General features: G+C 33.7%; 14 protein-coding genes and 1 pseudogene. 13 read left to right on the top strand and 2 right to left on the bottom strand.

Translation table 11 applies throughout. The features are described from left to right. The first annotated feature begins 49 nt into the window (after positions 1 to 49). The 7 genes from ACA31_RS11415 to ACA31_RS11385 all read left to right on the top strand — a co-directional run bounded on the left by ACA31_RS11415 (position 50) and on the right by ACA31_RS11385 (position 10649). On the top strand, positions 50 to 2236 hold the full coding sequence (locus ACA31_RS11415) for an MMPL family transporter (protein WP_057513439.1): 2187 nt from the start codon (positions 50 to 52) through the stop codon (positions 2234 to 2236). 137 nt (positions 2237 to 2373) lie between these two features. Further along, on the top strand, positions 2374 to 4665 hold the full coding sequence (aryK, locus tag ACA31_RS11410; RefSeq protein ID WP_057513438.1) for a transcriptional regulator AryK: 2292 nt from the start codon (positions 2374 to 2376) through the stop codon (positions 4663 to 4665). A gap of 346 nt (positions 4666 to 5011) precedes the next feature. Then, complete coding sequence (locus tag ACA31_RS11405; RefSeq protein ID WP_057513437.1) at positions 5012 to 6400, top strand: MFS transporter; 1389 nt, start codon at positions 5012 to 5014, stop codon at positions 6398 to 6400. A 97-nt stretch (positions 6401 to 6497) separates the two neighbouring features. Continuing rightward, a complete protein-coding gene (locus tag ACA31_RS11400) occupies positions 6498 to 7673 on the top strand; it encodes a M20 family metallopeptidase (RefSeq protein ID WP_057513436.1) in 1176 nt (391 codons plus the stop codon). A gap of 153 nt (positions 7674 to 7826) precedes the next feature. Then, positions 7827 to 8291 (top strand): hypothetical protein, encoded by a 465-nt coding sequence (locus tag ACA31_RS11395; protein WP_057513435.1) that lies wholly within the window; start codon positions 7827 to 7829, stop codon positions 8289 to 8291. Positions 8292 to 8336: 45 nt separating this feature from the next. Next, complete coding sequence (locus tag ACA31_RS11390) at positions 8337 to 9029, top strand: alpha/beta hydrolase (RefSeq protein WP_057513434.1); 693 nt, start codon at positions 8337 to 8339, stop codon at positions 9027 to 9029. Between the two features lie 234 nt (positions 9030 to 9263). Then, the gene (locus tag ACA31_RS11385; protein WP_057513433.1) at positions 9264 to 10649 is read left to right on the top strand and encodes an MFS transporter; all 1386 of its coding nucleotides are present in this window, start codon (positions 9264 to 9266) and stop codon (positions 10647 to 10649) included. Between the two features lie 70 nt (positions 10650 to 10719). Here ACA31_RS11385 and ACA31_RS11380 read toward each other — a convergent pair whose 3' ends face one another. After that, positions 10720 to 11019, bottom strand: coding sequence for a YrhK family protein (locus ACA31_RS11380; protein ID WP_057513432.1), 300 nt, complete (start codon positions 11017 to 11019; stop codon positions 10720 to 10722). Positions 11020 to 11136: 117 nt separating this feature from the next. On the opposite strand from ACA31_RS11380, the gene ACA31_RS11375 reads away from it, so the two are divergent. Both ACA31_RS11375 and ACA31_RS11370 read left to right on the top strand, forming a co-directional pair. Continuing rightward, positions 11137 to 11670 (top strand): methylated-DNA--[protein]-cysteine S-methyltransferase, encoded by a 534-nt coding sequence (locus ACA31_RS11375; protein WP_057513431.1) that lies wholly within the window; start codon positions 11137 to 11139, stop codon positions 11668 to 11670. A 147-nt stretch (positions 11671 to 11817) separates the two neighbouring features. Continuing rightward, a pseudogene (locus tag ACA31_RS11370) lies at positions 11818 to 13395 on the top strand (BCCT family transporter). A gap of 436 nt (positions 13396 to 13831) precedes the next feature. Here ACA31_RS11370 and ACA31_RS11365 read toward each other — a convergent pair. Then, the gene (locus ACA31_RS11365) at positions 13832 to 15001 is read right to left on the bottom strand and encodes a hydroxymethylglutaryl-CoA synthase (protein WP_057513430.1); all 1170 of its coding nucleotides are present in this window, start codon (positions 14999 to 15001) and stop codon (positions 13832 to 13834) included. 107 nt (positions 15002 to 15108) lie between these two features. On the opposite strand from ACA31_RS11365, the gene ACA31_RS11360 reads away from it, so the two are divergent. From ACA31_RS11360 to nhaC, 4 genes are all read left to right on the top strand, one after another. Beyond that, positions 15109 to 16263 carry a thiolase family protein gene (locus tag ACA31_RS11360; protein WP_057513429.1) on the top strand — a complete coding sequence of 385 codons (1155 nt, stop codon included), beginning with the start codon at positions 15109 to 15111 and terminating at the stop codon, positions 16261 to 16263. Beyond that, on the top strand, positions 16263 to 17543 hold the full coding sequence (locus ACA31_RS11355) for a hydroxymethylglutaryl-CoA reductase, degradative (RefSeq protein ID WP_057513428.1): 1281 nt from the start codon (positions 16263 to 16265) through the stop codon (positions 17541 to 17543). Before ACA31_RS11360 ends, ACA31_RS11355 begins: the two co-directional genes overlap by 1 nt. Before the next feature lie 365 nt (positions 17544 to 17908). After that, positions 17909 to 18883 (top strand): SMP-30/gluconolactonase/LRE family protein, encoded by a 975-nt coding sequence (locus ACA31_RS11350; protein WP_057513427.1) that lies wholly within the window; start codon positions 17909 to 17911, stop codon positions 18881 to 18883. A 272-nt stretch (positions 18884 to 19155) separates the two neighbouring features. Continuing rightward, positions 19156 to 20622 carry a Na+/H+ antiporter NhaC gene (gene nhaC / locus ACA31_RS11345; RefSeq protein WP_057513426.1) on the top strand — a complete coding sequence of 489 codons (1467 nt, stop codon included), beginning with the start codon at positions 19156 to 19158 and terminating at the stop codon, positions 20620 to 20622. Positions 20623 to 20899: the final 277 nt, after the last annotated feature.

Genomic DNA, 20899 nt, shown 5'->3' with positions numbered 1-20899 from the left:
TACATTGTATGTTTAAACTATAACGTTGATTAAATAAGGAGGCAATAGTTTGGCAAAGTTTTTGTATAAATTAGGTTCATTTATTGCTAAGCATAAATGGTGGAGTATTGTTGCATGGTTGATTTTACTTGTAGCAATTATAACACCGCTTACTTTGAATTCACCTAAATTTGATAATGATATCACTATGAATGGTTTGCAATCGCTTGATACAAATGAAAAACTCGAGGATGAATTTAACCAAGATAGTGAAAAAGCACAAATTAGAATTGTGCTTAAAAGTGATGCGGAAAACGGCATCGTAAAGCAAGATATAACACAAGATGTCCAAAAGGCTTTGAAAGACATTAAAGATGATGACAAAGATGTTAAAAATGTCACAGATCCTTATGAGAATAAACAAATTAGTAAAGATAAAACAACCGCATTTGCGGATGTGAATTATGATGTCAAAGTTACATCATTACAAGAAAGTTCTAAAGATAACATCAAGAATAAAATCGATAAAATAGAAAAGGACCATAATGTACAGGCTGAATTAATGGGTACAGGCATGGAATCCACAGAAATCGGTGGTTCTTCTGAGTTAATTGGTATAATTGTAGCATTTGTAGTGCTGTTAATTACATTTGGTTCAATTATAGCGGCAGGTATGCCTATCATTAGTGCATTAATTGGTTTAGGCACGGGCGTAGGTGTAATTTCTTTACTTACATATGTATTTGATATTCCAAATATAACATTGACTTTAGCTGTTATGATTGGAATAGCAGTGGGTATAGATTATGCGTTGTTTATATTATTTAGATATCGACAAATTATGCGAACAGAACCTAACCACATCAAAGCAATTGGTTTAGCAGTAGGTACAGCTGGTAGTGCAGTCATATTTGCTGGTTTAACTGTAATCATTGCAGTTTGTGGACTATCACTTGTTGGTATTGATTTCCTAGCAATCATGGGATTCGCATCTGCTATTAGTGTGTTTGTTGCGGTAGTAAGTGCACTCACTTTATTACCAGCATTGATTAGTATTTTCCATAAAAAAATAAAACCGAAACGAATGAAATCAGAGTTTAAAGGCGATGTTGATACAGGTTGGTCAAAATTCGTTCTCGGCAAACCATTATTAGCAATATTAATTGGTTTGATTATTTTAATACTAGTAGCAATACCAGTTAAGGACATGCGCTTAGGAATCCCAGACGATGGTATGAAAGCTTCAGATTCTACTCAAAAGAAAGCATATGAAATCGTTTCGGATAAATTTGGCGAAGGATTTAATGGACAAATTGCCATGCTAGTGAACGTTAAAGATAAGAAAGATAATCCTCAAGCCTTACAAAAGGCCTTGAAAGATATGAATAAAGATATCAACGACATAGATAATGTAGAATTGGTTACGGAACCACAATTAAGTAGTAGTAAGGATTACGCTATGATGGCGGTTATTCCTAAAAAAGGACCGAACGCAGAATCTACAAACAGCTTAGTACATGACTTGAGAGATTATAACGATAAAGCAAAAGATGATTACGGCTTCAAGACTGAGGTAGCTGGTCAGAGTGTCATTAATATAGATATGTCTCAAAAATTAAATGAGGCGATTCCATTATTTGCTGGTGTAATCGTAGCCTTAGCATTTATCTTATTAATGGTTGTTTTCCGTTCGATTATTATTCCATTAAAAGCAGTGCTCGGATTCGTACTATCACTTGCAGCAACACTCGGTTTTACTACATTAATCATGCAAGAAGGATTTATGGCTGGCTTGTTTGGTGTAGATACTACAGGACCATTACTCGCATTTTTACCAGTAATTGTAATAGGTTTGTTATTTGGCCTAGCTATGGACTATGAAGTGTTCTTAATGTCACGTATACATGAAGAATATAGCATTACACGTGACAATGAACATTCTATAAAAGTAGGTATTAAAGAAAGTGGACCGGTCATTGTTGCAGCAGCATTGATTATGTTCAGTGTGTTCATCGCATTCGTGTTCCAAGATGATGTCATGATTAAATCGATGGGCTTAGCACTTGGATTTGGTATATTATTTGATGCAATTATCGTACGATTAATGTTAGTGCCCGCACTAACTAAATTATTTGGTAAAGCATCATGGTATATGCCAGCGTGGTTAAATAGAATCTTGCCAAGTATTGATATTGAAGGTCATGAGTTAAAAAAAGACCTTGATTCAACACATGAGACGAAAAATAAAGAGCAGTAAAAAATATGGCTTATAGTAAAAATTTGCAGTCTGACAATTATGTCAGGCTGCTTTTTGTCTAAAAATTAACAAATTTCAAATTATAATTGAATAATTGGGGATTTTCATTAAAATATTTAATTATAAAGAGGTGAATCATGAATACTTTTTATCAAGTTGAATTTAATAAACCTAATAATTTAATAGTCATCATAAATGATGGGATGCGTCTTGTGTTAATGCTAAGAAGTAGTATGACAGTATGGAAATATGATGAAATGAATACATATCAAAAAGGTGATGTCTTTATTATTAATCATCGCGAGCAATTTCGTGTTATAAAAAATAAAGATACGCTATATATTTCAATTCATCTAACTGAAAGTTACCTGAAGAAATATATGAATGATTATAATGATAAATTTTTAATTTTAGATAAAGGAAGTATGCAAGAAGTCATTTATAAACAAATAGTAAATGCTATAGCAAAGATAGGCATAGTTGATATTAGGAAGGGAGCATTTTATCGCTTATATATTGAACAGCAATTAATTGATTTAATGTTTATAATTGCGCGCTTTTTACCTACAAAAATGAATGAATCATTTAAAAAAAGAATAAATGACGATCGATTAGAATTTATATGTAACTATATTCAAAGTAATTACTCTAATCATATATCCTTAAGTGAAGTAGCCAAAATGGTGCCACTTAGTACTGCGTATTTATCAAAGATTTTCACACAGCAAATAGGGATGGGTTTTAATCAATATGTAATTCACATAAGACTTGAGCATTGTAAAGAAGATTTGTTATATACAAATGAAACAGTTACTCAAATTGCTTTGAAAAATGGTTTTAGCAATTCTAATATGTTATTGAAACATTTTAAGAATGATAACCAAATGACACCTACACAATATAGAGAAAAATATAAAAATTCACGTTTGATTGAAAAACTAAATGATGAAAAAGGAAAAGTTCCATATCAAACATACTTGCATTATTTATCAGGCTATATAAACCAATCTATTGGAAATGTTTTACAGTCACCTGAAGCAGAAAAAATCATTGATATCACTTTGAAGCGATCTGAACAGACAATCTACCATTATCAACATGTAATACAAATAGGAAATTTAGATGTATTACTTATTCAAAGATATAGAAAACAAATACTAGAAGCGAAAAATTGCATAGGTTTAAATCATGTGTTGATTAAAGACCCTATTAGAGAAGGTTTTATTAAAGATCAGATTATCGAAAGTGATGAAGTTATACCCAATGTACATCGATATATGAAAATAGATGAATGCTTGAATTTTTTACTTATGTATCATATTGGTCTAGGCATAGAAATAGATCCACCCAAAGTAATGTCGAATTTCAAAGAATATTATAGAGAATTGGCATATGCTTTGGAACACATTTATAATACACTACCAGATGGTCATTTATTTAATCTAGTACTTTACATAAATTGTATAGATGAACATATATCCCAAGCAATAATCGTATTATTTAAACAATATTTTAAAAATATCAAAATTGTACTGAACTTTAATATTGAGCATCCGACAGAGGCACGTATAGCTAAACATATTTTAGAAACGCATAATCAACATATTGATAGTATTGCATTCTGTGCAAATCAAAATGACATAATCAATTTTCAATCTATTGAGAGTAACCAATATAATTTAGCTAAGAAACACATCACGCTCAAATTAAAGGAAATTATGGAATGGTTAGAGGTAAAGGATCAAAAGATTTCCTTCACATTATTAAAGTGGAATACATTGACAGGCAATACAAGTCTGACAAATGGAGAATATTTTAGAGCGGGAATCATTTTTGAACAACTCATCGAAATGAATAGACATATTAATACAATCGGATACTGGTTGAATTTTGAGATACATCAGCAATATAGTCAGAAAGATATAAAAACACAATTGAATGGTATTGATTTATATCATCAATTTGATGGTAAAAGACCTGCTTTTTTTACAAGTATGTTTTTTAAAAAATTATTTAAAAACATCTTGTATAGAAATGGAAATTGTATTGCTTTAGGTAATACCGAACATTTTCAAATTGTGCTCTGGGATGCAGAACATTATAACCCTTATTTTACATTGAATGATTATTCTAATGGTTTAAACCATAAAGAGTATCAAATAAATATTTTTGATTTATTACCTGGGACATACAAAATCAAACATCTGACATTAGATAAAAACCATGGGGCGTTATATAAAGTTTGGCAACAATATAATACGCAACATGGTATGGATGAAGAAACAATTGATTATGTTAATCGAGTGTCTTTTCCTAAATTAGACGTTAGTGAAGTAGAAACAAGGGATACAATAACATATCATTTGAAATTACTTACAAACGCAATTCAAATTATTGAATTCAGAAGATACTTTGATAAAGAAATATAAATATAAAGCAACTAACTAAAAGGATTAGTAATAATTACTATTTTTTTAGTTAGTTGCTTTATTTTGAGTATGTATAAGTGATTATACTTTTAACATGTGGTTAATTGATAATGACAAAAATTAGTATGTTCATTTTTGTCATAGAAGTAATCTAAATCGAATGCATTATAAATAAGATATTAAAACAACAAATAATCTATATTGAAATAGAAAATTACGCGCTACAATCGTTTTTATAGAGGATAGTGAGCATCATTGATTGAGGATGTTAGGAGAAAAAAACATTTTACCATTAGGCTTATCTTTCCTATTTGTCGTTTGAAAAATTAATTGAGGAGGATGAAAAATGACTCAAAAGGGAAATGTACAGACATACAAAGGAGATAATAAATTAATATTAGGAATTGTATTAGGTGTCGTCACCTTCTGGTTGTTTGCGCAATCACTATTAAATGTAGTACCGACTTTGCAGCAATCATTTAACAGCAATATAGGAACAGTGAGTATTGCGGTGAGCATTACTGCGCTTTTCTCAGGAATGTTTGTGGTAGGTGCAGGTAGTCTTGCTGATAAAGTTGGACGTGTAAAAATAACTTATATAGGTTTGTGGCTTAGTATTATTGGTTCATTATTGATTATCGTGAGTAACTTACCTATTTTACTTATTATTGGTAGAGTGATTCAAGGATTGTCTGCGGCAGCAATCATGCCATCAACTTTAGCCATAATGAAAGCTTATTTTGATGGAAAAGATAGACAACGTGCTTTGAGTTATTGGTCTATCGGTTCATGGGGAGGGTCAGGTTTAGCATCTTTATTTGGCGGAATGGTATCGACATTTGTAGGGTGGAGATGGATATTTATCTTGTCTGTCATCATTGCCTTAGTTTCGATGCTATTAATAAAAGGCACGCCTGAAACGAAATCAATTAGCAATACTAAAGTAGGGTTTGATTATGCAGGCTTACTATTATTTGTTGTTATGATGTTAAGTATAAATGTGATAATCACACAAAGTGCATCCCTTGGTATTTTTTCACCGATGATTATAGGTTTGATAATAATATTTATTGTTTCGACAATCAGCTTTATTAAAATGGAAAATAAAAAACGAAATCCATTAATCGATTTCAAGCTTTTTAATAATAAAGCATATACAGGTGCTACATTTTCTAATTTTTTATTAAATGGTGTTGCAGGTGCGCTATTAGTAGCTAACACATTTGTGCAGCAAGGTTTAGGCTTTAATGCATTCCAAACCGGTTTATTATCTATTACATATTTGGTAACAGTATTATTAATTATTAGAGTAGGAGAAAAGATTCTACAAAAAGTAGGTGCGAAAAAGCCAATGCTCCTCGGCACATTTTTTAATATGATTGGTATCATTTTAATCGCACTTACATTTTTACCAAGCGCAATTTATGTAGTGGTTTGTATTATGGGATATTTACTTTATGGTTTGGGGCTAGGTTTCTATGCTACACCTTCAACTGATATGGCTATTTCCAATTCACCTGAAGATAAAGTAGGCGTGGCTTCTGGTATTTATAAAATGGCTTCATCACTCGGTGGCGCATTTGGTATCGCGTTATCAGGCGCACTTTATGGTATCGTGGCAAGTATTACTAATGTCCAAACAGGTGCTTTAATAGGATTATTGCTCAATGTGTTGATGGCATTATTATCGTTAATCATCATCTTGATTACGGTCCCATCATTTAAAAAAGCATAACATTTACGTTATTCAACAAAGGGTCTAACACATAAATATCACCCAAAAAGTATATAATGTAATTAAATTAAATGTATTTAGTATAGGAGGAACTGTTATGGTGAAACAATTAATAGATATATTGAAAGAGAAAGAAAATCGAATGATTGAGATACGTCGTTATCTTCATCAATATCCTGAGTTATCTTTCCACGAAGAAGAAACACCTAAGTATATTGAAGATTTTTATAAAGATAAAGATTGTGAAGTTGAAAAAAATATAGGTCCGAATGGTTTGAAAGTGACAATCGATAGTGGTAAGCCTGGTAAGACGATTGCAATACGTGCTGATTTTGACGCCCTACCAATTCAAGAGGACACTGGATTAGAATTTGCTTCAAAAAATGAAGGCGTGATGCATGCTTGTGGTCATGATGCACATACAGCATACATGTTAATTCTTGCTGAAACACTTATCGAACTGAAGGATCAATTTAAAGGGAAAGTTGTTGTTATTCATCAACCTGCTGAAGAAGTGCCTCCAGGCGGTGCACAAGCAATGATTAAGGATGGTATCTTAGATGGAGTCGACCACGTATTAGGTGTCCATGTAATGAGTCATATGCCATCTGGTAATGTATATTACCGTGAAGGCAACGTACAAACAGGTAGAGATTTCTTCAAACTTAAAGTGAATGGTCAAGGAGGACATGGTTCTTCACCACATACGGCAAATGACAGCATAGTAGCTGGTGCATATTTTGTTAATGCTTTACAAACAATTGTTTCAAGACGCTTAAATCCTTTTGAAACTGGTGTCGTAACAATTGGTTCATTTGATGGTAAAGGACAATTTAATGTGATTAAAGATAGTATTGAAGTAGAAGGCGATGTACGTGCCTTGACTGATGATACTAAACATACAATAAAAAAAGAGGTTAAACGTTTAACTGAAGGCTTAGAAGCAATGTTTGGTGTGACTTGCGAATTAGAATATAATGATGATTATCCTGCATTATACAATGATCCAGAGTTTACAAAATTTGTTGTAGAATCTATTGAAAACGCTGATACAGATGCGATCAAAGGTATAGAAAGATGTGAAGCGCAGCCACCATCTGAAGATTTTGCATATTATGCTAAAGCTATACCTAGCACATTTATTTATGCAGGTGCTACACCTGACAACGGTGACATTCATCCACATCACCATCCTAAATTTGATATCAGTGAAAAATCATTACGCGTAGCTGCTGAAGCAGTTGGCATTACAGTATTCAATTATTTAAAATAAATTATTAAAACATAAAAAAGGTTGTAGCTTATTATACTGGGCTACAACCTTTTTTAGTGCGCGAATGTTTTTATACTTATTTTACATGTAGTTTATGTAGTCACATTAAAGTGTATATATAGAATAATAAAAAAATGAAAAAGGATGATTAAAATGAATGCGGATAAAAAACTAAGTGAATTGCTTGAAGATTATAATAAGCCATTAAAAAAGTTATTCAAATATGATAAGTCAAAGGCACTTACATTTGATAAAGAAAGTAGAAGTGAAGTCCAAGAACAAAAAGGTGTTTTTGTTATCTTTAAAAATAAAAAACCATTATATGTAGGCCAAGCAGGTGGGTTTATGACTGGATATAAACTTACTCAAAAAGATTTAAATGATAAGCTTGCACAATTTAATGTGAAATCAGATGCTGGAACAGCAAAATTTAGAAAAGTCTATGCAGCGCAACAAAATTTAGATGAATCAGAATTAAAAAATATTAAAGCAGAAGAACATAACTTGAAATTCCAATATATTAAAGTTAAAGGTAACCCAGCACTAATTAATATCTTGGAAATACTTGCTTTAGAATATGCGAAAGAAAAGGATGTCGAATTATATAATTTTCTATAAAATCACCTGAGATAATAGAGGTGAATAGGAAGAAGGTTGATTGCTATGAATATAAGAAATTTCAATATTCGTTTTCAACACCATGATATTAAAGTGAAGTTACCTAAAGGATATTTTAAGCGTAAATCTGGTCCATATCCTTTAGTCATCGTTCAAGATGGTGATGTCTTATTTAAGGATATTGAACGAGAAGTTATATTTGTTGGGCTGCTGCCGAATGAAGATGACAAAATTTATGCACCTTGGCAAAATATAGTGGAGGATGAAGCATTTTATAGAGCGGCGGATGATTTTATCTCATGGATTTCTAATCAGTTGTTGCCTTATTTAAAAAAATGTTTCAATGTATCTGAACAACGCACGGATATAAGCATTGCTGGGGCATCGCTAGGTGGATTAGTTGCGCTCTATGCCTTATTTAAAAAGCCTGAAACTTTTGGCACGTATATATTGATATCACCCTCAGTATGGTATCCAGGCTTTTTGATATTTATGAAACAGCAACATATTATTAAAGAGGAAGAACACGTTTATTGGTATGTTGGCAGCCTAGAAGATGAACAACATCCAGATATAAATACAAATACTTTATCTCAAACTGAACAAGGCGTAGACATTTTAAATGAACTCTTAATTTCTGAGCAAATGTCATTTCACTTCGTTACAAATAATAAAGGGCTGCATCAGAAAATGTATTTCAAAAAACACTTTAATAAAGCGGTAAAAAAATTATTTTAGTGAATATACTCATGTAAAAAGGGGAAATTATAGTCATTAATTATCAGAAGATTCGAAATAATAGCGTGTAAATTCTGACCTTTATGCTAAATTAATGATAATATTTAAAGTGTAAGAAATTTCAAAAGAAATAATTGTGCACTAAATTGTGTAATATTCTCATCATTAAGATATGAATACAAGCGCTTTTGAAATTCTAACTTTATATTATTAACAAACATAGGGGATGTTTTTATGGTAGAAAAAATGAAACAAATTTCAGGGGGTAAATTGTTGACGGGTATTGTATTATCAATATTAACTTATTGGTTATTTGCCCAATCATTTTTAAATATTGGGCCTCAAATCCAGTCAACTTTTGGAGCTAGTCCAGGTGTAGTCAATATCTCTATAAGTTTAACATCATTTGTTACTGGTGTGTTTATGGTAGTAGCTGGTAACATTTCAGATAAATTTGGTAAGGTGAAAATGACACGTATCGCACTCGTACTTAGTATCATTGGTTCACTTATGCTTATCGTCTCAGGTAACGTCGTATTACTGATTTTAGGTAGGGTTGTGCAAGGTTTATCGGCAGCAATTATCATGCCAGCGACGATTTCCATCGTCAATGACTTTTTTGAAGGGGACGAAAGACAAAAAGCATTGAGTTTCTGGTCAATTGGTGCGTTTGGTGGCACAGGTTTATCATCCTTCTTTGCAGGAGCGATGGCAACGTTTATATCATGGCAATCTATTTTTATTTTGTCTATTATATTATCGCTTGTAGCGATGATATTGTTAAAACATTTACCGGAAAGTAAATTAATTAAAGACAAAACAAATCGTTTTGATTATATTGGGCTTACAATATTTGTGATTATGATCGCGAGTATTAGTTTTGTCATTACGCAAGGATATAAAATGGGATGGCTGAGTACACCAACATTAATATTATTAACTGTTTTTATCATATGTGTATTCATGTTCTTCAAAGTAGAACGTGGCAAAAAAGTGCCGTTTATCGATTTGAAATTATTTAAAAATAAACCTTATATAGGTGCAGTACTTGCCAACTTCTTACTTAACACAGGCGTTGGTGTCATTGCTTTATTTAATATGTATGCGCAAGGTGGGTTGAAATTTAGTGCGTTCCAAGCAGGTTTACTTACTTTGCCTTACTTAATTACACTACTTATTGTTGTACGTTTAGGTGAAAAGAGTATTAAAAGATTTGGTGCGAAACGTGCGTTGGTTATCGGACCGATATTTACAGCAATAGGTATATTATTATTTAGTTTAACGTTCTTTGGTACCTCAGGGTATATCGTTGTAGCTTTAATCGCATCAGTCTTTTTTGGTGGGGGCACAGGTCTCTTTGCAACACCTGCATTGAGTACGGCAGTTTCAACTACCCCACCAGAAAAAGTGGGCGTAGCTTCCGGTATATTTAAAATGGGCTCAACACTTGGTGGTGCCTTTGGTATTGCGATTATGACTTCTATTTACACAGCGATTGTGCAAAGTGGACAAAGCTTACATACAGCCGCAACAACAGGTTTTATCGTTGGTGCTTGTATCGTTGGTTGTGGCGTTCTCGCAAGTGCATTAATCATACCAACACGTAAAATAAATACTTAAATATTAAAATTAAAGACCATTGTAACATTATTGTTGCAGTGGTCTTTGTTACGTTGGATTATAAAATATACTATTTATCATGTATATCTAATTTTTTATATTTATGTGCCAAATGTAGATCATGTGACAATGCAATAAGCGGTCTGACCGTCATTTGTACACTGCCGATTACAAACAATACTGTACCTATAGTGACAGTAGTATCACTGAAAAATAAAAAACTTCCTATTAAGAATATTATGCCGAGAACAACATCATTTAATTGATAAAGTGCTTTATAAATCATTGTGAGACGTTCAGATCTTTGAGGTGTATCAAAATTCAAATCAGCACTTTTGTTAATAGGATTTTGTTGATTTGATTTAGACATAGAAAAGGCCTCCCATACATATCTTGAGTTGTCTTACTCATTCCCTTAATGGTTTACATAAAACAAAGAAAGATTTATGATAAAACAAATTAAGAAGGACAGAAAGAGGGGAGCATCATGCATTATAAAAGATATTATCAAGCACCTATCGGACGCATTGCAATAACATCTGACGGAGAACACATCACTGGCTTGTGGCTACCCAATCAAACCGATTTCGAATTAAAATATGATGACAAGTTAGTTGAAACAGAACAACCTATCTTCGATAAAGTAGAACGTTGGTTAGACGCATATTTCTCGGGAAATATTCCGGAAATTGATTTTCCTTTAAAAGCCTCAGGTACGGAATTTCGTGAACAAGTCTGGGCAGCACTTTTAGAAATACCTTACGGCAAGACAGTAACTTATGGGGAAATCGCACAACTAATTGGAAAAAAAAGGGGTAAAGCTCAAATGTCGTCACAAGCAGTGGGTGGCGCAGTAGGAAGTAATCCAATCTCAATTATCATTCCGTGTCATAGAGTTGTTGGTAAAGATGGTAGCTTAACAGGTTATGGTGGGGGCATTAATACCAAAATAGAGTTACTTAAATTAGAAAAAATGGATATGGATGCATTTTATAGACCTAAGCATAGCACAAAACCTTGAGCCTATAGTATTGAACAATAATTTTTTTCAAAAACGTCACTTGAATACGCTTGTAAGTTGTGAAAAAACTCTAACTAAGTTGATAAATTAACTCAGTATGATATTCTATTAAACGTCTTTGCTAAAAAATATAGGACGGTGAGAATATTGCCAAAGGAGAAAAAGCAATTTTCAGGTGTATTTATATATTCAGCTGCCATTATAGGATTACTTGTTTTGGTTGGCGCAATTTTCCCACAGCAATTTGGGAGTATTACAGGTAGCGTGTCTACTTGGGTTTCAGATACATTCGGCTGGTATTATATGTTGTTGTATACTGTGATATTAGGTTTTTGTGTGTTTCTAGCATTTAGTCCAATCGGTAAATTAAAGTTAGGTAAGCCATCTGACAAACCTGAGTTTCATACGGTGTCATGGTTAGCAATGTTATTTAGTGCGGGTATGGGAATAGGTTTAGTATTCTATGGAGCGTCAGAACCTATTTCACATTATTTAGCACCACCAACAGCAGATCCAGAAACGAAAGCTGCAATGGGTGAAGCATTTCAAGGCACGTTAGTGGATTACGGTTTTCATCCTTGGGCTGTATACGGTATTGTTGCCTTAGCACTAGCGTATTCGCAATTTCGTAAAGGAGAAAATGGTTTGATTTCAAAAACGTTGCGTCCTATCTTAGGAGATAAAGTAGATGGACCTATTGGAACTTTTGTTGATGTATTAGCAGTGTTTGCAACAGTAATCGGTGTTGCAGTATCGTTGGGTATAGGTGCCATTCAAATTAATGGCGGTCTAAATTATTTGTTTGGTATACCTGCTAATTCATTAGTTCAAGGTATTATTATTGCAGTGGTTACTGTCTTATTTTTATATAGTGCGTGGAGTGGTTTAAGTAAAGGTATTCAATATTTAAGTAATTTAAATATGGTATTAGCAGGCTTACTACTCGTAATCGTTTTTATGGTAGGTCCAACACTACTCATTTTAAATATCATGACAAGCAGTACAGGGGACTATTTAAATACAATTGTATTTAACAGTTTGGATGTTGCTCCATTAAACCAACAAAAGGCGTCTTGGTTACAATCTTGGACGATATATTATTGGGGTTGGTGGTTGAGTTAGAGCCCATTCGTTGGTATATTTATCGCTAGAATTTCAAAAGGACGTAGTATTAGAGAATTTATTATTGCAGTTTTAGGTGTACCTACAGTAATCAGTATTATATGGTTCAGTGCATTTGGTGTAACAGGTATCAAAGTAGGTCAATCACACTCTAAAATATTTGAAATGCCGCCTGAGACACAACTATTTGGAATCTTCAATGAGTTACCATTTGGATTCATGCTTTCAATCATTGCATTAGCACTTATTGCATCATTCTTTATTACCTCTGCAGATTCAGCGACCTATGTATTAGGTATGCAGACTGCGCATGGTGCGTTGAACCCTTCAGGCTTTGTTAAAATTGTTTGGGGATTAGCATTAGCAGCTATTGCATATGTTTTATTATTAGCCGGTGGTGATACTGGTTTAGACGCCTTACAATCAGCTGCCATCATATCGGCACTACCGTTTAGTTTTGTAGTGATATTAATGATGATTGCTTTATATAAAGATGCAAACAAAGAACGGAAATATCTAGGTTTGACATTACAAGCTAATAAAGAGCGATACGAAGCATACACTCGTAAGATTGAACAAGAACAACAGCAAGCAGAAAAATAATGACGTTATAAAATGATACGTACATAAAACAGAGGAGATACAGTCATATATTGACAAATATCTCCTCTGTTTTAGTTTGTTGGTATTATTGTGTGTGCTTTCGGTAGACAACAGCCTAGCCTGTAGTTTTCGGCTAGTGCTTTATTAACTAGTCAGGAGTCGGCCCAAACGATTGTCATTTTCAATCAGTATTAAATTACGAAATTAATGAACAAATATTGTCTCAAGTAAAAACATCTAAAAAAACCAAATGCTTTTATAGCAATTGGTTTGTCTTTGTTATGAAGCACATTCATTTTTATGAGTGTACTTTTTTATATACATAAATTTTATTTAAATTCAGTTAAGATTCCTTGTGCATGATTTAAATACATAAGCTAAATATGATAATTTAAATTATGCATCTTAATCACGACACGATTAAGTGATTTCAGATTTAATTTAAGGTATTATAATTACGGATATGATCATTAATACTTTCAAGATAGAAAATATGCTTTTGCTCATCAGCTAATTCAGTTTCGTGATCGAATTCTAAATTATCAAAACGTTTGAAGAATGATTCATACGTTTCAACTGAAACTTCAGTACGATTGTTTAAAAGATCTTTATGCCCTTGAATATCAAGTGCGTCTTGATAACCTTTTACAATTTTACCGCTAAAGAACTCGCCTACAGAACCAGAGCCATAACTGAATAGTCCGATTGTATCATCTGCAGAAAGGTCATGCGTTTCTAATAATGAAATCAAACTTAAGTATAAAGATCCAGTATAGATGTTACCTACATAACGATTATAATATGTAGCATCTTCGTAACCAGAAGTTAAACGCGCTTTTGTTTGTTCATCAACAGAATCTGTTAAAATTGAATCAAGTGCTTTTTTACCCATTTTAGTAAATGGTACGTGGAAACATAATGATTTAAAATCAGCTAATGTTTTATTGTAGCGACGAGCATATTCATTCCAGCTTTCTTGGAATGAATGAATGTAAGCGTCTTTTGATAAAGCGCCATCAACGAGAGGATAAGGTTGTCCACTTGGACGCCAAAAATCATAGACATCTTCAGTGAATGCAACTGCGTCATCATTTAGTTCAAGAATACGTGGGTTTTGTGATATTATCATAGCAACTGCACCTGCACCTTGTGTAGGTTCGCCACCAGAGTTTAAACCGTAACGTGCAGTATCGCTAGCGATAACTAATACTTTTTCATCTGGACGTTGCGCTAAATAATCTTTAGCTAATTGAATTGCTGGTGTTGCAGCATAGCACGCTTCTTTCATTTCAATACAACGTGCAAATGGTTGAATGCCAAGCAAGTTATGTATTTGTACTGCAGAAGCTTTCGCAGAATCAATTGCAGATTCTGTTGCAACAATAACCATACTGATTTGTTTTTTATCTTCATCAGTAATGATGTCTTTCGCGGCATTTGCGCCCATTGTTACAATATCTTGGCTTACTGGACTAACTGCCATTTCATTTTGGCCAATACCAAGTAGAAATTTATTTGGGTCAACTTGGCGTGATTCTGCAAGTTTAGCCATGTCTACATAAAATCTTGGAACGTAAAAATTAATTTGATCAATACCAATTGTCATAAAGCGTATCGACACCTTTCTATATATAAATAAGCACCTGTATCATACCAAATCAAGCTTATAAAATACAATGATTTAAAATTAACTGTAAATAAAGGAGATTGAAAATGAATAAAATAGCAATCGTAAGCGCAAAACGTACACCAATTGGAAGATTTAAAGGGAAATTAAGTAATTATTCAGCAGTTGAACTTGGAAAGAAAACATTAAAAGCAGCGATGGAAGCAATTAAATTAGATCCAAATACAATAGATCAAGTGATTTATGGAAATGTGTTACAAAGTGGAAGTGGACAAAACCCATCGCGTCAAATTAGTATCAATGCAGGTGTGCCGAATACAACGCCAGCTATGACTATTAATGAAGTTTGTGGCTCAGGACTAAAATCAATTATTCTCGGTAAACAAGCAATCCAATTGGGAGAAGCGAAAGTAGTTGCAGTTGGTGGCGTAGAAAGTATGACTAACGCACCACAACTTATTTTAAAAGAAGGAGAATCGCCTGTTCAAAGCTTTATGCATGACGGTCTAACAGATGCTTTTTCAAATGTGCCAATGGGCATTACAGCAGAAAAAATAGCAGAAAAATACGATGTGACACGTGATAAACAAGACCAATTTGCAAATGATTCTCATCAAAAAGCACATCAAGCGACTGAAACGGGCAAATTTGATAATGAAATTGTACCTTTAAAAGATGTGAATGGTGAATGGATGACAAGTGATGAAGGTATACGTGGTAATACGAGTATAGAAAAGCTTGCAACTTTAAAAACAATTTTTAAAGAAAACGGCACAGTTACTGGTGGTAATGCTTCTAGTATTAATGATGGTGGTTCAACGATTATCTTAATGGATGCAGCTTATGCAAAAGAACAAGGATATAAAATTTTAGCGCTTTTAGGAGAACATGCTGAAATAGGTTGTGACCCTGATTATATGGGTTATGCCCCATATCACGCAGTCACAAAATTATTAGATAAGACAGGTAAGCATATTGATGACGTAGATGTTGTTGAAATGACTGAAGCATTTGCATCACAAAGTATTCCTGTTCGAAATAATTTAGGCATAGCTGAAGAGAAACTCAATTTATATGGCGGTGCGATTGCGTTAGGTCATCCAATCGGCGCAACTGGTACACGTTTAGTAACGACACTTGTGAATGTATTGAGTCAAGAGGGCAAACAAAGTGGTATTGCTACTGCTTGTATTGGCGGTGGCTTAGGCATTGCACTAGAAATTGAAAAGGGGAATAAATAATGGAAGCATTAGATAAGTCATTTCGCCATTTATCTCGGGAAGAGAAATTAGAGCAACTTGTTCAAAAAGGCTGGTTGAGTAATGAAAATAAAGCGGTGTTGTTAAATAACCCACTTATTCCTGAAGAAATTGCGAATAGCCTGATTGAAAATGTGATTGGTCAAGGTTCATTACCTGTAGGATTACTACCAGAAATTATTGTTGATCAAAAATCATACGTCGTGCCAATGATGGTAGAAGAACCTTCAGTTGTTGCGGCTGCAAGCTATGGCGCTAAACTTGTCAATCAAACTGGTGGTTTCAAAGTGATATCTAGTGAGCGCTTAATGATTGGTCAAATTGTATTTGATGGCGTAAATGATACACAGGCACTTGCACAAAAAATTAATCAGCTGGAACCACAAATCAAACAAATTGCTGACGAAGTATACCCTTCAATTATAGAAAGAGAGGGGGGCTACCGCCGCATAGAAATTGATACGTTTTCAGCGGAAGGCTTATTGTCATTAAAAGTATTTGTAGATACAAAAGATGCTATGGGTGCAAACATGCTGAATACCATTTTAGAAGGTGTTACAGCCTATTTGAAAAATGAATTAGACAATATTGATATTTTAATGAGTATTTTATCTAACCATGCGACAGCGTCTGTAGTTAAAGTACAAGGTGAAATAGAAGTTTCCGCTTTATCCAAAGGTGGCCGTAATGGACAAGAAGTAGCGAAACGTATGGAACGTGCTTCTGTATTAGCTCAAGTAGACATTCATCGTGCAGCGACACATAATAAAGGTGTAATGAATGGTATCCATGCTGTTGTCCTAGCAACTGGCAATGACACACGTGGTGTTGAAGCAACTGCACATGCATATGCAAGTAAAGATGGTCAGTATCGTGGTTTAGCAACATGGCATTATGATGAACAACGCAAGACACTGGTTGGGACGATTGAAGTTCCTATGACATTAGCGACGGTCGGTGGCGGTACAAAAGTGTTACCAATTGCTAAAACAGCGCTAGATTTAATGAAAGTAGATTCCGCTGAACAACTTGGACACGTAGTTGCTGCTGTTGGCTTGGCACAAAATTTTGCTGCTTGTCGTGCATTAGTATCAGAAGGTATCCAAAAAGGACATATGAGCTTACAGTATAAATCGTTAGCCATTGTCGTGGGTGCAGAAGGTAAAGAAATCGCACAAGTCGCAGATATGTTGAAAGATGAGCCAAGAGCTAATACAGCTACAGCACAACAATTGCTAGACCAATTAAGAGGGAACAAATAGAAGGCGCATATAAATCACTTTCAATTTGAAAGATATTATTGAATCATAGGTGCATATGTTAGGGGAGTGGGCACAATAATGTACACTCCCCTTTATCATGCTTAATTTTAGACTTTGTTGGCAGTTTTTTGGTGCATGCTTTTCACAAGTGTAACTTCGACCTTAATATATTTCATACTCGCTTGACTATGGCACTGTCTTAGCATGTAGGATTCAACCCGTGCTGAGTCTAAAGATAAATACATGTCTCTGATTAAATTGTTATAACGTTATTTCTATTACGTAATGCTATGGTTATGATTTTATTTTAAGAAAATACTATCATATACTTGTTATATAAGAAAAAGTAGAAAGGGGTATGAATAATGAGAAATAACGACATTCCGGCATTATCGTATAAAGGGAATGTAAGTACAGCTGTGCCTATACTTGCACATGAATCACAGATTCAAACCGTTACGGCAGAGCGATGGTTAAAAATTTCTGATGAAGGTTTACAACTTGAAGGGCTATGCTTTGATAAAGATGGGGATTTACTTTTATGTGAGGTATTTGGAGGTGAAGTTTTTCACGTTGCTTTGCCAGAGAAAAAAGTGACAACACTATTTCAATCGCAAAAACAAAATCCAGCAGCAGTTAAAATACATAAAGATAGAAGGCTTTTTGTTTGTTATTTAGGAGATTTTGAAAGCTCGGGAGGTATCTTCGCAGTGAATTCAGAAGGTGAACAAGAAGTTCCAATTGTTTCAGATATTGATACTGAATATTGCGTTGATGATTTAGTGTTTGATAGCAAGGGCGGATTTTATTTCACAGATTTCCGTGGTTATTCTACAAATCCTAAAGGTGGCGTATATTATGTGTCACCAGACTATAAAACGATTACTCCTGTCATTTTGAATCTTGCGGTAGCTAATGGTGTGGCCTTAAGCACTGATGAAAAAACATTGTGGGTTACAGAGACAAATGCAAATCGATTACATCGAATAGATTTATTGGATGATGGTGTTACGATTGCGCCATTTGGTGCCTCTATTCCTTATCATTTTACAGGACATGAAGGTCCAGACTCTTGTTGCATTGATAGCGATGACAACCTTTATGTTGCAATGTATGGACAAGGAAGAGTACTTGTTTTTAATAAAAAAGGTTATCCGATAGGTCAAATCTTGATACCTGGACGTGATCAAGGTCACATGTTGAGATCAACTCATCCTGCTTTTATTCCTGACACAGATCAATTAGTTATTAGTGCAAACGATATAGAAATGGGTGGGGGTTCTTGGTTATTTACTGCAAAAGGTTTTGCCAAAGGACATCATAGTTATCAATTTCATTAATTTTCAACTGAATAAGTAAATACATAAAAATGTAACTTCGACTCGAAGTTACATTTTTATGTATTGTTGTTCTTAATATGTAGCAATTTCCTTTAATAATAATTGAAAAATATCATATGGAGTATTATTTTATCAAAAAAACGGAGTTGTAAAAAATAGTGGTTTGGATGATGTAAAATAATCTTAAATGTGATAATAACTACCTTTAAATAATAAATACGCTGTTGAAAGCGCATAAAAAGTTAAGTATGATATAAATTAACAAAGAGGAGGTGCCTACTATTTTTAATAAGAAAACTAAAAATAACGGCGAAAAGATTAGGACAAAGAAAGAATTAGGCCTTACGTCTGCTTTAATTACTTTAATCATTATGATAACTTCAATGTTATTTACGGTAGCTGTGCTTGAGAAAGAGCCACATATACCATTAATGATTGGTACGGCAGTTGCGATTATTATAACCATGCTACATGGGTACGCGTTTAGCGAAGTTGAAGAAATGATGTATAAGGGGATTCGACATGCATTGCCTGCTATTGTAATCATTATTCTCGTAGGCTTAGTTATTGGATCGTGGATAGGTAGCGGTGTAGTAGCTACTATGATTTATTATGGACTGCAATTAATCGATCCAAGATATTTTTTAGTCGTAGTAATTGTGCTATGTGGTGTTGTGGCATTGGCTATAGGTAGTAGTTGGTCTACGATGGCGACAGTAGGGGTAGCATCAATGGGTATTGGCCTGAGTATGGGTATTTCACCAGGTATGGTTGCAGGTGCAGTCATTTGTGGTGCTTACTTTGGAGATAAAATGAGCCCATTATCTGATACGACAAATTTAGCTTCTGGTTTGTCTGGTGTTAATTTATTTGAACATATTCAACACATGTTTTTTACGACGATACCAGCTTTGGTAATATCACTAGTAGCATTTTTCTTTATAGGTTTGCGTTTTGGTGATAAAAATTTTGATACTAAAAATATAAATGAAATACTGAGTACGATGCAAGATAGTTTTGTGATTACACCGTGGTTATTAATAGTACCATTGGCAGTCATCGCACTTGTAGTAGTCAAAGTACCAGCAATACCAGCGATTTGCGTAGGTATTGTATTAGGATTCTTCGCGCAACTGTTTATACAAGGTGATTCAATTGTAGAAGGATTAACAGCATTACAAACAGGTTATACAATTGAATCTGGCAATGCACTGGTAGATGAATTATTTAACCGTGGTGGTTTAGAATCGATGTTCTATACGGTTTCACTTACACTTGTCGCAATGACATTTGGTGGTGTGCTTGAATATTCAGGCATGTTAACTGCATTGATTTCGGTTATTTTAAAATTTGCTAAATCTACAGGAGCATTAATCGCATCTGTTATAGTGTCATGTATTGGTACAAACTTTACATGTTCCGAACAATACATATCAATTATCGTCCCATCTAGAATGTACGCAGGGGCATTTAAAAAGAAAAATTTACATGCTAAAAACTTATCCAGAGCTTTAGAAGATGGCGGCACGTTAACGTCTGTGTTTGTACCATGGAACACATGTGGTGTATTTATTGCTTCAACATTAGGTGTGTCTGTTATAGAATATGCGCCTTATGCAATTTTAAATTACACAGTACCAATCATATCTATTATATTTGGGTATATCGGTTTTAAAATAATAGGATTAAGTGAAGAAGAAATAGAACAAAATAAAGAAGAAGAAGCGAGCTTAACATAATACAGCAATGTGCTTTAAAATTTGTCAACGCGTTGATTTGTAACAGTTGTATTTAATTCAAGTGTAGCCAAGCTAAATAATATAATATGAACTAAGTGTATAGACATATATTTCTGATTAATTAAAATTATCCGAATATATTGAAAATTAATGTGCTTCAAAGTTGAATATAATTTCAATTTTTAGGAGTGCATTTTTCATGTTTATTGGTTTGTTTTGATAGGTATTTAAAAAGTCTCTGTATGAACGTTTTTGTAATGAGTTAACATTGAAATAT

The sequence above is a fragment of the Staphylococcus sp. NAM3COL9 genome, from assembly GCF_001431205.1.
Taxonomy (GTDB): Bacteria; Bacillota; Bacilli; order Staphylococcales; family Staphylococcaceae; genus Staphylococcus.
This window is presented reverse-complemented; position numbering and strand designations above follow the sequence as displayed.